This window comes from Lysinibacillus sp. RS10 (assembly GCF_041956855.1).
In the GTDB taxonomy this organism is placed as follows: Bacteria; Bacillota; Bacilli; order Bacillales_A; family Planococcaceae; genus Lysinibacillus; species Lysinibacillus xylanilyticus_A.
The window spans coordinates 1,365,926-1,381,574 of the sequence record NZ_CP167122.1 but is presented as its reverse complement, the minus strand read 5'-3'; the positions used below and the strand labels follow the sequence as shown (position 1 = coordinate 1,381,574).

The following is a 15,649-nucleotide window of genomic DNA, read 5'->3' as shown; positions in this document are numbered from 1 at the left end:
CGATTGGCTGTGTCTTCACTGTCATATAATGTGCCCTTCCATGTTCACTCCTTTCGTTCAGCCCTTCCCATTACTGGTACTATGGCTTCTGCTGACTTCTGATGATTCAGCTATCTATCACTAAATAGGTTCTGTTTCCAGGTATTCATCAGATCTCCCGGGGTAAGTCCGTCCACTTTCACCTCATATATCCGCCACATTTATTGCCCTGACTTCCGTGGATATTTTGGATTTTGATTTGTTTGGCAATCTCGTCCAGTCAGGACAACCTCGAATGTGATTCGTGTACCTCGGACCAAGGTTTTACCGCCTGCTTCCTTCAGATTCCGTGTCACCACGGACACCCTTGCACTTGGCTAGTGGTTCGCATATCCCAACGCCCACAGTGAACTTTCATCACCTAGTTGACGGACATGCCCGGCACACCAAAAAAAGCCTACTCCATTAAAGAGTAGACTTCCCAAGATCACCTTTTGAAGCGGACACTAATGCCTCAACCTTCGTTAAATTACCTTCATGTAAAGCTGTTACAATTGCACTGCCAACGATGACACCATCACCAAGTGCCCCCATGCTTACCACCTGCTCAGGAGTCGATATTCCAAAGCCCGCAAGCACAGGTATGTGACTAACTTCACGTAAGTGTGCAAAATGCCCCTTTAAATCATGAGCAAAGTTTGTGCGAGCCCCTGTAATTCCGTTTACTGTCACAGCATAGACAAAGCCTTGACTCGCAGCCGCAATACGTGCAATTCGCTCTGGAGGGCTTGTTAACGATACAAGCTGGACAAGATCGATACCATGAGGATTTAATGTTTCACGTAAAATGGTACTTTCCTCAAGTGGTACATCAGGGACGATTAACCCTTTGACGCCCCCTGCTACACAGGCTTCAGCAAATGCTTCTAACCCATAAGCTAAAACAGGATTAAAATAAGTCATAACAACTAATGGAACATGAATTTCTTCTTTGAATGAAGCAAGTGTTTCGAAAACTTTACGTAAAGTTACGCCAGCTGCTAAAGCTCGCTCTCCTGCCTGCTCTATTGTCGGACCGTCTGCTACAGGATCAGTGAATGGAATACCCACTTCGATCGCCGTTACATCCATTTGCTGCAGCTGCAGGATTGTTGGCTTCAAAGTCTCCAGCCCCCCATCACCTGCCATAATGTATGGTATAAATGCTTTATTACCAGTGACTGTCGTTTGTTCAATTGCCTGCTGTAATGTTGTCATTATCTATCTCCTCCTAACGCTTTACGGACAGTATGAACATCCTTATCTCCTCGGCCTGATAAACATACAACAATGATGTCATCTGTAGACATTGTTTGCGCAAGCTTTGCTGTATAGGCAATAGCATGAGAACTTTCTAGCGCAGGTAGTATACCTTCTGTTCTACTTAGTAACTGCAAGCCCTCAAGTGCTTCACTATCTGTAATCGAATTAAATTTAGCACGCCCAATATCATGTAAATAACAATGCTCAGGACCCTTCCCCGGATAATCTAGTCCGGCTGAAATAGAATGTGCCTCCTGCACAAAGCCATTTTCATCTTGTAATAAATACATGTATGCACCATGTAAGACTCCTAACTGTCCACCAGCAATTGCCGCTGCATGCTTTCCTGTCTCAATGCCACTTCCCGCAGCCTCTACTCCATATAGCGCCACAGTCTCATCGTCGACAAAAGGATGAAACATACCGATTGCATTACTGCCACCACCTATACAGGCCACGACTGCATCTGGTAAACGTCCTTCCTTTTCTAAAATTTGCTTTCTAGTTTCTTCACCAATTACACGTTGGAAATCCCTGACGATTTTTGGGAACGGATGTGGACCTAACGCTGAGCCCAAAATATAATGAGTGTCCTCAACATTTGTTACCCAGTAGCGAAGTGCTGCATTGACTGCATCCTTCAATGTTTTTGAACCTGTTTCTACAGACTCCACTTTTGTTCCAAGCAATTCCATGCGAAACACATTTAACTGTTGGCGCTCTATATCCTCGGCTCCCATAAAGACGACACATTCAAGATTTAGTAATGCACAAGCAGTAGCCGTTGCTACCCCGTGTTGCCCTGCACCTGTTTCAGCCACAATTTTCTTTTTACCCATTCGTTTTGCAAGAAGCGCTTGACCAATCGCATTATTTATCTTATGGGCTCCAGTGTGATTTAAATCTTCACGCTTTAAATAAATCTTTGCTCCGTCAAGCTCTTTTGTTAAATTTTCAGCGTAGTACAATGGTGTTTCACGACCAACGTATTGTTGTAAATAATAGGTAAGCTCATCCGTGAATGTTGGATCTTTCATTGCCTCATCATAAGCTGTCTCTAGTTCTAACAAAGCTGTCATTAATGTTTCTGGCACATATTGTCCACCAAATTTTCCGTAACGACCTTCCTTCGAAGGTACACTATTTGCAATTGAATTCGCCATTATGCTCTTCCCTTCTTGACTGCGTGAATAAATGCATTAATTTTTGTTATATCTTTTACACCGTCTGTCTCCACACCACTCGAAACATCTACCATATATGGCGACACAAGTGACACTGCCTCCCCAATATTCTCAACCTTTAAACCACCAGCTAACATTAACTTATCTTGCGGAATCTCTACCAATTCAAAAAGGGTCCAATCAAACGTATGACCACTACCTCCTTTGAAATCCGTCCCTGGGGCATCGAATAAGTAATAGTCCACATCATAATTAGCAGCTACCCGAACATCTTCAGCACAACGTACGGACAATGCTTTGATTGCTGGATAGCCTTGTTCATGAATAAAGTCTGGTGTTTCCTCCCCGTGATATTGCACGTAATCTAAAGGGACGCTTTCCACTGCAGTTCTTAATTCTTTTGCGCTTGGATTGACAAAAACACCAATTTTTAAAATCCCTGCTGGCACATGTTTTGCTAATTGCTGAGCCTGTTCAATTGTCACTCGACGCTTACTAGGAGCAAAGACAAAACCAATTGCATCCGCTCCCGCCTTTATAGCTGCTTGCACATGGTGTTGTTCCTGCAGTCCACAAATCTTTACCTTTGTCATACAGTTGCTCCCACCTTATTTACCTGTAAACTTTGTAAAGCAGCTCTAACATCACCACTACGCATTAATGCTTCACCGACAAGTACACCACTAGCTCCCATAGATGCCACTGCTTTCGCATCTTCCTGTGTCCAAATACCGCTTTCACTGATTAATACCCGCTCCTCTTTGAACGGGAAAGCTTCAGCAATTTCACGAGTCCGTTCTAAGCTCACCTCAAAAGTACGTAAATCTCGGTTATTGACGCCAATTAGCTTAGCTCCTACTGCAATAGCACGTTCAAGCTCCTCAAGGTCATGCACTTCAACTAACACCTCTAAATCTAAGCTTTTTGCATAGCTAAACAAGTCACGTAATGCCTCATCTGTTAACGCAGCTACAATTAATAAAATAATAGATGCACCTGATGCCTTAGCAAATCGAATTTGCACACGATCAATTATAAAATCCTTACAAAGAAGTGGCGTTTGAACAGCATTTGCAACTGCTTCCAAGTCATCAAAGGAGCCTTTAAAAAACTCTTTATCAGTTAAAATAGAAATTGCCGCTGCCCCTGCTTGTGCATAAATTTTTGCTTGTGCAACTGGATCTGCTCCTTCTGCAATTAACCCCTTTGAAGGTGAAGCACGTTTCATTTCAGAAATAACCTGCAATGTTTCAGCTTTTCGCAATAGCTCAAATAGTAATGGACGCGGTTTTTCTGTAAAATTTGCTAATGGATCGGGCTGTTCAAGTAAAGCATTAACTTCGATTTTTTTTTGTTTGAGAATTTTATTTAAAATATTCATTGTTGGACCTCCACTTCTTTAATGTTCTCACTATAAGCAACGACTGCCTCTAATTTTCGGCGTGCACGCCCGCTAAAAATACTATCCTTCGCCATTTCTACACCCTCTTTAACAGTTTCAGCAACTCCATAACTGAACAGCCCTATACCAACATTCAATAAAACTGTGTCAAAGTAAGCACTTTGTTCTCCGGCTAATAATTTACGCATAATAGCAGCATTTTCATCTGCATTGCCTCCTCGAATAGCCTCTAACGGTGCATAACTAAGACCTGCATCCTCTGCGGTTAATGAAAATGGAATTAAGTCTCCCTTATCTACTAAGACAAACGTATTTTGACCTGCTAATGACGCCTCATCTAAACCTTGAGGCCCTGAAACGACCATTGCACGTTTCCGCCCAAGCATTTGTAAGACGGATGCATATTCCATGACAAAATTAGGACGATTAATGCCCGTAAATTGTGTTGATAAAGGCACTGGATTTGTAAGTGGACCGACGAGATTAAAAATAGTTGGCTTGCCTAGTGCTCGACGAACCTCTCCAATTCTCTTTAATTTCGGATGCACATTTGGAGCATATAAAAAAGCAATTCCTTCTTTCTCTAACAGATCAACAGTTTGTTCAATGGAAATATTCGTATGAATCCCAAGTGCTTCTAAAACATCCGCGCTTCCCGATGCTGAAGAAATTTTACGATTTCCGTGCTTCGCCATTTTGACACCAGCCCCTGCTAGTACAAAGGCGGAAGCAGTGCTAATATTAAATGTATTGAGCCCATCGCCACCAGTACCGCAATTATCCATATATACGCCTGCTTTTACTGGTACATCTAGTGCAAACGAACGCATTATAGTTGCTAATGCCGCTACTTCATGTGCAGTCTCACCTTTCACTGATAGTGCCGTTAAAAAGCTTGCGATTTCTTCCTTCGGTGTATCATCATGGAAGATCCATTTTGCTGCCTGCAGCATTTCCTCATACATTAAATGCTCTCGCTGTTGTACTTTTTGACGAATATCTTCCATTACTAGTGACCTCCTGCTTTTTCAACTAATTGTAAAAATCCTTGTTCGTCCTCTTCTACTTGTTTTAAAACTTCCTTAACATTCGTGTATTTGGTTACCGTTACAGTTGATTGCATATGCATCGTTTCATTTTCAAAGACAATGGATTTCCCTAGTAAAGCAAAATCAAGATGACCGTTAAAACCAATAAAACCGATAGCTCCTCTTAATATCTCAACGGTTTGACGATATTTTTTTGGAAGCCCTGTTGATGTAAAGGATGGTAACGTCGCAGCTAATACATCCAAAGCATGAAGCATCGGTAAAATTTGACCCTCGACTCTCGATGTCATGTGTAATAAATGCTTTGAACGCTCAATTCTCATCGCCTCAATGACTTGAATGGAATCTCGGAAGCACACGGACTGAAGCTCCTGTTGAACAGCAGATACAAGTACAGCATGTGACTTCCTAATATCTGTGTTGTTATATAGCTTTCGTTCATGTTCTAAATCTTCACTTTTTATGGAACTTCTAGGAAATGTCCCCTCTGTTGGTGTTGCAATTACACGCTCACCTTGTACTCGAATCAGACTTTCGGGAGATGTTCCCAAAACAATATGATCCTCAAATTCTACATAATACATATAAGGAGCAGGATGTTTTTTACGCAATTGACGATAGAAAGCGAAAGCGTCCCCTTGTAAATTCGCTAACAAACGCTGTGACAGTATGACCCTTGTAATATCTTTATCCAAGGAAGCTTTGATAGATGTAAGGGTTGTCGCAAATTGTTCATTCGTTGTCGTTTCGAGCATCCGATAACTACATGTTTTATCCTCATCCTCTCTGCCCTTTAACAGTTGTTCAGCCAACTCCTCTAAATTTGGTTCTTTCTTTTCTGCATCAATATTCGTATGAATTAATGTAACTTCGTCTGTTATATGATCAAATACAATGACTGTCTCATACACATGGAGGTGCACATCTGGTAGCTGCACTTTATCCTGTTCAGTAGTTAATACCGACGTTGCCCCCTTACCAACAAAGCCTACAGCTCCACCGGAAAACGGGAATTGCGTCGTATTGGATATACGTGGCATTAATCTCTTCAGTAAGACGAAAAGGTCGCCTTTATGCGTATACGTTTTTCCAGTCTTATATGAATATTCCTGAATCTCATCTCCAAAGCCTTTATATGTTTTTCTTGGATTCGCACCGATAAAAGAATAGCGTCCTGCTCCCTCATGCTGTGCCGAACTCTCTAACAAAAATTTGTAATTGCCTTGTAAGCGTCTAAAAATTAAAATCGGCGTTAAAGAATCAGCATTAATGGTTTTCATTGTTGTTCTTGAACTCGTCGATAACATAATTATCAAGCTCCTTCTTTAATATTCCTAAATAGAATGTAAGACTTTTAAAGGCTTAGCCGCTGAATAGACGTTTGTTGAATAAAAGGCTCTACTTCAAATGTGGAGCGAGGCACATTGTAGCTTTCTCAATCTTTCATGCACCTGCCTTTCCGCCGACTGACTATCAAGGCTCCTCAGTTTGTTGCCACAAACACTATTAGGTCTTAACTTGCCATTATTCAACAGGAGTCTCTGAGGAAAAATAAAAAAAGCCCCCTGCAAAAAGGATTTTTCCTAATTGCAGAGGACGATCAAGACCGCGTTGCCACCTCATATTAGAGCATATTTGCTCTCCCTTATGTGCTCAACCTTAGTTCGCCAGTTAAATTGACGTATCTTTTGGGTTAATGGCAAAAGATTTATCTAAGTGGAAGCACCCCCCTATAACGTGGGGAACCCGTTCGCTATCATCAATTTCGCCTTGGCGTAATTGCAATCTGATTAAGCGACTCTCATAAGTCCATTCACATAAGCTACAAATCAGTTTGCACCATCCACTGACTCTCTAAATTGCACACTTATGCTACTACTCTTATTCAACAATTTCTCAGCTATTCTCATCTAAACTCAGCTCATCTGTTCTAAGGCTGATCTCGCTCCCGAGACCTCCTAGCCTGTACCGAACAAAAAGTTAGCCTTATTTTATGCCATACTACTGAAATTGTCAATTAATTCAGATAAAAAGTGAGAATGTTAGAAAAATTCCATCGCTATATAAAGGAAGAATTCCTCATTTCCATTTTACGTAAAATGGGATTAAAACTGCCTACTTTTAAGTATTTTTCAAGTATTGACCTTAAAAAAATATCAAGTTATATTAATTTCAGAACTTGGATTCTCTAATACAATTAAAGAAAGTAGGAACGAATATGTCCGTTCGTAAAAAACTAAATATTGGTTTTATTTCACTCACTTTTTTCCTTTTAGTGTCAAGTATTATTTCATTTATTCAATTTAAGTCGGTTGAAGGAGATATAGTAGAGGTACTTGATCACAGAATCGTGCAAATCCGATTAACAGAGAAAATACGACAGGAGCTTGCCTCACAAGGGCTATTTTTAAACGCTTATATTCTAAGTAATAAGGATGAAGAGACAAAAGAAACTTTAGATTATTATGAAAAAGTATTGCCCGAAACGATTAATGAACTTTCAGGCATTGTTCGTTCCGATTACACAATAGATATTATGAAGCAAATAACTGAATTACAGAAAGATTTACAAACAAGCTCTGATAAAGCTAGACAAACATTCAATAATGGAAATACAGATTTAGCATTGTCATACATAAATGAAGAAGTTTCAAAAATCAGTGATGAAATTTACTTTCTAACTAGTGATTTATTAGATTATCATGATAAAAATCTTGAACAAGTCAAAACAAGTGTTGTTCAAACAGTTGCACGAGCTATTATTATTTCTATTGTCTTACTTTTTTTAAGTGCAATCGTTGGTTTTTATTTTATGCATTTTGTAAAAACTTCCATCACCACACCGCTTCTTAAAGTGATTGACGCAGCCGATACATTAGCAAAAGGCGATTTAACGATTGCTCAACTTGAACATAACGCTAAAGATGAAATTGGTACACTTGCAGTAGCAGTAAATAAATTAAAACAAAACTTATCTGTATTAATAAAAAATGTTCAGGACAACGCTATACATTTATCTGCTGCGTCTGAAGAGCTTTCCGCAAGTACAGAAGAAGTGACAGCAACTTCAACTAACATTGCACATCGTGTACAAGATACGACAAATCATTTATCTTCAGCTGCTAGTGTCTCTCAGCAAAGTGCGATCGCTATGGATGAAACAGCTGCTGGTGTACAACGAATTGCTGAAGCTACACAAACTTTGCATCACAATGCCATGAATATGACACAACTTGCCCATACAGGAGGCAAAACGATTACAACGGCTAAAGAACAGATGGATACAATTTCTGAGACTACTACTCAAATTGCCGATTTAACGCAGAAGCTAAGTAAGCAATCTGAAGAAATTGGACAAATTACAAAAGTGATTACTACGATTACTGAACAAACAAATTTACTAGCACTGAATGCTGCCATCGAAGCAGCACGAGCTGGTGAGCATGGCAAAGGCTTCGCGGTTGTAGCAGATGAAGTACGAAAGCTCGCAGAGGAATCACATCAATCTGCTGGTCAAATTGTCGCTCTCACAAATGAAATTCAAACGGATACACGGAATGTAGCAGCTGCTGTTGATGCAGGATTAGCCTCTGTCCAGGATGGCGTAGCGAAAATTAACGAAGCAGGAGATGCATTCTATTCCATTACAGAATCTGTTCAAGTATTTACTGATCAAATCGAGGATATTTCAGCCACTTCCGAACAGATTTCAGCAAGTGCTGAAGAAGTAGCTGCCTCTGTAACAGAAATTGCAAACGGTGCGAGCGTTTCAGCGGCTAACGCACAAATCATCACTGAAGCAGTAGATGAGCAAGCAGCAACTATGCAGCAGGTTAATGAGGTAGCTGAAGAATTAAGCAACAACGCTCAGCAGCTGCAGTCTTTACTACAACAATTCAAACTTTAATAGATCATTACAAAAGAAACTGTTGCTTTTCCGAAGAAAGCAAACAGTTTCTTTTTTTGTATTTAAAAGGTTCTGCATTAAATGTTGTGGATGAAGTAATCCGTCTGTTCAACAGTCAAGTCCTTAATCTTGTGTAAAAGTAAATTCCCAGAGCTATGTAAAGTACTTGGCTTGAATACTCCTCGTCTTTATCCATTAAGATTGCTCCAATTAAACGTGTGGCGGAGCGATTATTCGGGAAAATTCGAATCACTCGTTCACGGCGACGTACCTCTTGATTTAAGCGTTCTAATGCGTTTGTACTATGAATCAACACATGCATTTTTTGGGGATACTGTAGATATTGAATCGCATCTTCAAAACCATTTTCAAGGATGGCTAGTGCCTTCTCATACTTTCCTTGGCCTTCGAATTTCTCTTCTAATTCTCTATATCTTTCACGTGCTTCTGCTTCCGTTAAAGACTGAAATATTCGCTTGATTCCTGCTTTAAATTCCTCTGTATCTTTTTTCGGTAAAGGCTGAATGAGATTTCGTTTAAAGTGAACGGTACAACGCTGCCATGCTGTTCCTTGAAATTCAGTTTGAATGGCTTTTTTTAATCCTTCATGTGCATCTGAGATGACTAATTTTGGTCGACCTAGTCCTCGTACTTTCAAAGATTGAAAAAATTGTTTCCAGGCTTCATAGCTTTCAACATCTGACACCTGATAACCGATGATTTCACGTCGTTGTCGCATTGTAAGGGCCGTTGCGATATAGACGGCTTTTGAAAGGACGCGTCCATTTTCACGCACCTTAATATACATGGCATCCAAAAATAGATAAGAACATTGAATATCTGCTAGCGAACGGTTTGACCATTTTTCTATGACGGGATCTAGTTTCTCCATTAGTGAAGATACAAATGATTTTGATACTTTTTGTCCGCACAGCTGCTCTACGATATGTGTAACTTTCCGCGTAGAAACGCCCTGCACCACCATCTCTATTAATGACAACACCAGTGCCTGATCCATTCGGCTATATTTTTCGAACAGGGTTGTACTAAATTCACCATCTCGTGTGCGTGGTACACGTAATGTGACCCGCCCAATCGTCAAGGTTAAATCACGCTCATAATAGCCATTTCGTTGTCCTTTACGCGCATCAATTCGTTCATACGCCTTAGCCTGTATATAATCATCTCTCTCTTTTTCCATAAATTCATTAAGAATTAACACCACTGTCGACTTCACAATCGCTTCCATATCTGAGTCCATAACAGATTCTTTTAAAAAGTCCATGTTTAGAGTAATATTAAATTGAGTCATTTTTATTCCTCCTCAATGTTTTGGTCGTACTTAACATTTACCCAGGAAGAATAAAATTGACTCATTTTCTTTTACACAATTGTATGGACTTAATCTGTTCAACTCTTCTATCCGTCGCTTTGGGCTATTCTATCCGTCACTTTGCCCTTTCTATCCGTCGCTTTCAGCTCTTCATTCCCTCTCTATTATTTTCCATAAAAAAAACAGGGAAAGAAATATTTCCTTCCCTGTTTCGTATTATAAGCTGATGTTAAACAGTAGGTTCATCAGTTCCCCATTGTTTTTTCTCTTTTTTGTGGATTTGTCCATCTGATTTTTTCATTTCACGAACTTTTAGTGAATACCAGATTTGTGCAGCGATACAAATCGAAGAATACATACCTGTGAACAAACCAACTAATAACGCAATTGAGAAGTTTTGAATCGATGGTGCACCGAAAATAAGAAGTGCCACTGTAACGATAATAACCGTTAACACCGTGTTGACAGATCGACCCATTGTTTGACGAAGTGATTTGTTAACGATATCCGCTAAAACTTCACGGTCCTTAATTGTATCATATCGATTTAAGTTTTCACGCATTCGGTCAAATGTAACAATCGTATCATTAATAGAGTAACCGACAATCGTCAGTACAGCAGCAATGAACGTAATATCGACTTCTAAGCGCATAAAGCTAAATACAGCAACAATCAAGAATACGTCATGTATTAACGAGGCAATTGCCCCAACACCCATGCGCCACTCGAAACGAATTGCTACATAGATAATGATACCAATAGCCGCAATTGCTAATGCTTTTATCGCATTTTTCGCAAGCTCTTTACCGACAGTTGGTGATACTGTACTTACACCAGGTTCAGAACCATATTTCTCGCCTGCTTCTTTTTTAATTTTCAAAACTTCTGCTTGCGATAGGTCATCTTTATAACGGATAACCGCAGAGTTACTCTTTTCACCTGTAAGAACGATATCATCAGATGAGAAGCCGATACTATCAAGATATTTAGATACTTCTTCTTTAGTCAACGTATGGTCTGCTTCAATTTGTACACGAGTACCATTTGAGAAATCAATACCAAGGTTTAAGCGGAAAATACCAAGGACCACTAAACCAGCCACTAAAATAGCTAATGAGAATGTATAGAATTTCTTACGGTTGTGCACAAAATCAAAACGATCAAATTTCGTTGATAAATCTAATGTACCGATATTTTCATCCAAGCTATGCTGTTTAGATTTCGCAATACCAAACCATGCTGGACTGTTGAAATATCCACTGTTAACGAGTAAGCCTAATAGTACACGAGAACCCCAAACAGCTGTTAGGAAGCTTAATAAAATACTGATAATTAAAGTTGTTGCAAACCCTTTAACTGAACTTGTCCCGAATTGGAATAGTACAGCTGCTGCTAATAATGTAGTTAGCTGTGCATCGATAATCGCTGATAGGGACTGCTTTGAACCAATTTGGAATGCTTGTTTCACCGAATAACCGACACGTAGTTCCTCACGAATACGTTCTGCGGCTAGAATATTCGCATCTACCGCCATCCCTATACCAAGCACGATTGCTGCAATACCTGGAAGTGTTAACACTGCATTAATCCAGCCAAACACAACTAATACTAGGAAAGTGAAAATAGTAAGTGTAATGATGGAAATAAAGCCAGGTAAACGATAGTAGAATAGCATAAATAAGAAGATAATGACTACGCCGACAATACCTGCGAAGACTGTACTCTTCAATGCTTCATCACCGAATTGTGCACCAACTGAAGTAGAATACATTTCTGTAAGCTTTACAGGAAGTGCTCCAGCATTTAAAATTCCTGATAAATTTTTTGTTTCATCAACTGAGAAGTTACCGCTAATCATTACATCAGTTGTATTTAATGTTTGGGTAACTTGTGCAGCCGATGCATAACGAGGCTTCGCTTTTTGTGATTCAGCTTTATATGAATCAACACCCTCTTCAAAGTCTAACCATATAACGAGTAAGTTTTCACCTGGTGGTTTCGCCGCAATCTGACTTGTAACATCGGCAAATTTTTTCGCATCCTTTAACGTTAGCGAAACAATTGGACGATTTTGCTGATCAAATGAATCTTTAGCGCCACCTGGCTTTAAGTCATTACCATCTAGTAATACATTGTCATCGACATCACGAATTGTTAAATTCGCAGAAGTCGACAATAATTCACGTGCTGATTCTTGATCTTCGACACCAGCTAATTGCACACGAATACGGTTGTTTTCTTCAACTTGAATGCTCGGTTCACTTACCCCGATCGCATTTACACGTTCACCAAGTGCTGTTGCAGTTGCTGTCATAACATCCTGTGTAATTTTTTGTCCTTCTTTTAATTCTGTAACCTCATAAAGAACCTCAAACCCGCCCTGTAAGTCAAGACCAAGCTTAATGTCCTTTAAGACGCCGCCTACAGTCGTACCAATGGTTGCTGTAAAGATCACCAAAAGCAGTACGAATGCAACTATACGACTTTTTAGTTTCATTTATAAATCCTCCTCGAATAGGTGTAAGAGCGTTCTTACACTACAAACAAGTATAATTGCAATTCCTTTTGAAACGTTTATTCCCCCTTTTCCTTTAGAATAATGTAGCCTGTGCTTCAAAAGGATTACTCTACTTATTTCAATCGTTCATAACGCGCAAATTTATCCCTGTATGAATAGGTGTTAAGCCTCCAACTTCTGTTAAGAATCATAAGGAGGGTTTTCAGTAAAATTATTTTTACAAATAAAAAAAGCGCAACACACTCATTATGAAACACGTTGCGCTCGGTGTCAATTCAACACTTTTAGTATTCTATTATTATTTGACAAATTTCACATAGTCTTCTTAAATTTTAACCGGCCCAAGCAGCATTTTTAACTCTTCCGTATTCAATTCTGTAAACCAATCATTACTTTGTAAAAATTCTACTTGATTAAATGAGACGATATCAGACGGTGATATCGCAAAAATAGTGGCGATAATTTCATGTAAACGTAATTGCTCAATATTTTTTTTGCGCCATTTTTTCTCCACACAATAGCGCCATAGTTCTTCAGCGGTAATCGCATCGTATTGATAATATTTACACTCTTCTATCTTACTATCAATTGCCGGACGAATTTTTTCAAATAGTTGCTCATGTTGGATACTCATTTTGAATCATCTCCAATCAAAGTTGTATCGTAAGACATGTTTGCATACAAATAGTGTAAATGAATTTTTGCGGCTTGAGAAGGGACGGATGGCATGAGTTCTTTTGTACGAGGTACACTATTTTTAATGTTTGTAATTTTTTTATCGAAACTCTTCGGCTTCTTTTATAGAATGCAATTTATGCGTATCGCTGGTGAAGAGGCAGTCGGCATTTATATGACCGTCTATCCAGCGTTCATTTTCTTCATCTCACTCATTCAACTTGGACTACCTATCGCTGTGGCAAAAATTGTAGCAGAGTTACTAGCTAAAAACAAACGTGAAAGCATCTTTGGTGTTATGCGTACGGCTATTCTTTGGTCATTTATTGGAATGATCATCTTTATGCCGATGGTTGCACTTACAATACCATATATATCGACTACACTTTTACATAATGAACAAACAACATTCACGCTATGGATTGCACTTTTTGCTGTGCCAGTGTCAGTTGGCTCTGGATTATTACGTGCCTATTTACAAGGCATTGCAAAAATTACACCAACAGCTTGGTCTCAAATGATTGAACAATTTATCCGCATTTGTTTTATCACATTTTCGCTTCCTTTAGTGGCTGCCTATAATAATGCTGCCGTTACAGCAGCTTCTGCCATGGGGATTACGCTTCTAGCTGAAGTCGTTGCTTTCTTGTATTTATGGTTGCATTATATTGTCTCAAAGAAAAAATTATTGACACGAAAAAGCAAAATCGAGGCTTATCCTGCCTCCCCGATGTTACGAATTGCCCTTCCTTCTGCTGGAAGCAAGCTATTCGGATCTTTTACTTGGTTTTTAGAGCCCATCATTTTTTTAAAAGCTTTAACAATGGCTGGATTAACTGCTTCAGCAGCGACAATTTTATATGGGGTTATTTCGGGTGTATTAGTCCCTCTATTATTATTCCCAGCTTTTGTTTCTGTAGCACTTTCGATAGTCCTTATACCGGCTGTTAGTGACGCTGTTGCCCGTCAACATATACCGCTCCTACAGGAACGTATTTCTGTATCATTGCGACTTTCTTCCTTGGTGGGCTGTGTTGCCGCTACGTACTTTTTCGTTCATGGCGATGAATTAGCAGTGAAGCTCTTTCACCTAGATGAAAATCGTGGTTATGTGAAAATATTAGCGCCTATTTTTTATTTTTATTATATTCAAAGTCCATTGCATTCGATCTTACAAGCAATTGGTGAAGCCCGTGCTGCCATGATGAACTCCATTTACGGTGGTCTTGGAAAGCTCTTTGTCATGTTCGTACTTGCTTCTCAGCCTGGTATACAGGAAAAAGGTGCCGTTGTAGCAATTGGCTTTGGTGTTTTACTAACTTCGTTTTTGCATATCGCAACTGTAAGACAGCGCAAAAATTTACGTGCCGGCTTTAGAATGTTTGTTGTTCCATATAGTTGCTTTATTGCTGTTTGTGTTACCCAGTATTTCCTGATGCAAATGTTGCCACTACCATTCATTTTAAGTAGCTGTGTGACCTTATTTTTACTATTTACATTCTTACTATTGTCCAATCAGTTACGCATAACAGACTTGCGCTACCTTCGTAAGTTGGCCAAGAAAGTTTAATTTTCTTTCAACTGAATATGCAGCCGATTATCCTCCCAAACACAAAAAAATACAGTGCTACTATCTTGAATATTATTTTTAGCGAGCTCTGCCATTAACCAATCAATATCTTTATGCAATATTTTTAAATGTCTATCCTGAATATCACCATCAGTAATAAGTGGGTAAACAAATGCCTTTTCATCTTTTTTATAAACAGAAAGATTGCCTGAAGGCTCTAAATAAGCATAAGCAATATCTGTGACAGAAGCAGTACCATTTTCGCGTAGTTGTTGACATAAATCATCTAAATTATAGCGTTGCTTGCGCATTTCACTTTCTAAAAGGACACCATCTCTTATGAGTAATACTGGATCACCATCAACTAGGTCACGGAATTTTTTACTTTTTAGTGAAAAATACGCACTTGTTATTTGAATGAAAAATAATATGATGATTGGTAAAATTACATTAAATAAAGGACTTTCAAAGTCATCAAGCGCAAATGCTGCAACTTCAGCCATTAAAATGGATACGACTAAATCTATGACAGATAATTCGCCGACCTCACGTTTACCCATTAAACGAAAAATTATTAGGATAAACACATATAAAAAGCATGTTCTAAAAATAATCATTAAATAATCTTCCATGCAGTCACCCCCATATCATCAAGGTGACCGTGTAAGTTACTTTTTATACAAAAAGCCTTATCAAAATGGTTATTTTGACAAATCTAAATAAAATGAGT

The 15,649-nt window shown here is 39.1% G+C and carries 12 protein-coding genes and 1 other annotated feature; of the genes, 2 read left to right on the top strand and 10 right to left on the bottom strand.

The window, feature by feature from the left end:
* Positions 1-444 precede the first annotated feature (444 nt).
* Genes trpA through ACB089_RS06940 form a run of 6 tightly spaced genes read right to left on the bottom strand, consistent with a single transcriptional unit; the run spans position 445 to position 6,223 of the window.
* A complete protein-coding gene (gene trpA, locus ACB089_RS06965; RefSeq protein WP_374965796.1) occupies positions 445-1,236 on the bottom strand; it encodes a tryptophan synthase subunit alpha in 792 nt (263 codons plus the stop codon).
* Positions 1,236-2,444, bottom strand: a complete 1,209-nt coding sequence (trpB, locus tag ACB089_RS06960) for a tryptophan synthase subunit beta (protein ID WP_374965795.1) — start codon at positions 2,442-2,444, stop codon at positions 1,236-1,238. The genes trpA and trpB overlap by 1 nt, the downstream gene beginning before the upstream one ends.
* Positions 2,444-3,058 (bottom strand): phosphoribosylanthranilate isomerase, encoded by a 615-nt coding sequence (locus ACB089_RS06955; RefSeq protein ID WP_374965794.1) that lies wholly within the window; start codon positions 3,056-3,058, stop codon positions 2,444-2,446. The genes trpB and ACB089_RS06955 overlap by 1 nt, the downstream gene beginning before the upstream one ends.
* Positions 3,055-3,846 (bottom strand): indole-3-glycerol phosphate synthase TrpC, encoded by a 792-nt coding sequence (trpC, locus tag ACB089_RS06950; RefSeq protein WP_374965793.1) that lies wholly within the window; start codon positions 3,844-3,846, stop codon positions 3,055-3,057. Before trpC ends, ACB089_RS06955 begins: the two co-directional genes overlap by 4 nt.
* Complete coding sequence (trpD, locus tag ACB089_RS06945; RefSeq protein WP_374965792.1) at positions 3,843-4,874, bottom strand: anthranilate phosphoribosyltransferase; 1,032 nt, start codon at positions 4,872-4,874, stop codon at positions 3,843-3,845. Before trpD ends, trpC begins: the two co-directional genes overlap by 4 nt.
* Positions 4,875-4,876: 2 nt before the next feature.
* On the bottom strand, positions 4,877-6,223 hold the full coding sequence (locus ACB089_RS06940; RefSeq protein WP_374965791.1) for a chorismate-binding protein: 1,347 nt from the start codon (positions 6,221-6,223) through the stop codon (positions 4,877-4,879).
* Positions 6,224-6,505: 282 nt separating this feature from the next.
* Positions 6,506-6,814: a binding site (T-box leader), on the bottom strand.
* Between the two features lie 320 nt (positions 6,815-7,134).
* On the opposite strand from ACB089_RS06940, the gene ACB089_RS06935 reads away from it, so the two are divergent.
* On the top strand, positions 7,135-8,823 hold the full coding sequence (locus tag ACB089_RS06935) for a methyl-accepting chemotaxis protein (protein WP_374965790.1): 1,689 nt from the start codon (positions 7,135-7,137) through the stop codon (positions 8,821-8,823).
* Positions 8,824-8,938: 115 nt separating this feature from the next.
* Here ACB089_RS06935 and ACB089_RS06930 read toward each other — a convergent pair whose 3' ends face one another.
* The 3 genes from ACB089_RS06930 to ACB089_RS06920 all read right to left on the bottom strand — a co-directional run bounded on the left by ACB089_RS06930 (position 8,939) and on the right by ACB089_RS06920 (position 13,308).
* Positions 8,939-10,135, bottom strand: coding sequence for an IS256 family transposase (locus tag ACB089_RS06930; protein WP_374965789.1), 1,197 nt, complete (start codon positions 10,133-10,135; stop codon positions 8,939-8,941).
* Between the two features lie 250 nt (positions 10,136-10,385).
* A complete protein-coding gene (gene secDF / locus ACB089_RS06925; protein ID WP_374965788.1) occupies positions 10,386-12,653 on the bottom strand; it encodes a protein translocase subunit SecDF in 2,268 nt (755 codons plus the stop codon).
* Positions 12,654-12,999: 346 nt separating this feature from the next.
* Positions 13,000-13,308, bottom strand: coding sequence for a post-transcriptional regulator (locus tag ACB089_RS06920; protein WP_068983749.1), 309 nt, complete (start codon positions 13,306-13,308; stop codon positions 13,000-13,002).
* A 93-nt stretch (positions 13,309-13,401) separates the two neighbouring features.
* Here ACB089_RS06920 and ACB089_RS06915 point away from each other — a divergent pair, with 93 nt between their 5' ends.
* On the top strand, positions 13,402-14,919 hold the full coding sequence (locus tag ACB089_RS06915; protein WP_374965787.1) for an oligosaccharide flippase family protein: 1,518 nt from the start codon (positions 13,402-13,404) through the stop codon (positions 14,917-14,919).
* Here the strand turns inward: ACB089_RS06915 and ACB089_RS06910 are convergent.
* Entirely contained in the window at positions 14,916-15,551 is a 636-nt protein-coding gene (locus ACB089_RS06910) for a DUF421 domain-containing protein (RefSeq protein WP_368635794.1), read from the bottom strand. The two genes, ACB089_RS06915 and ACB089_RS06910, sit on opposite strands and share 4 nt — an antisense overlap.
* Positions 15,552-15,649: the final 98 nt, after the last annotated feature.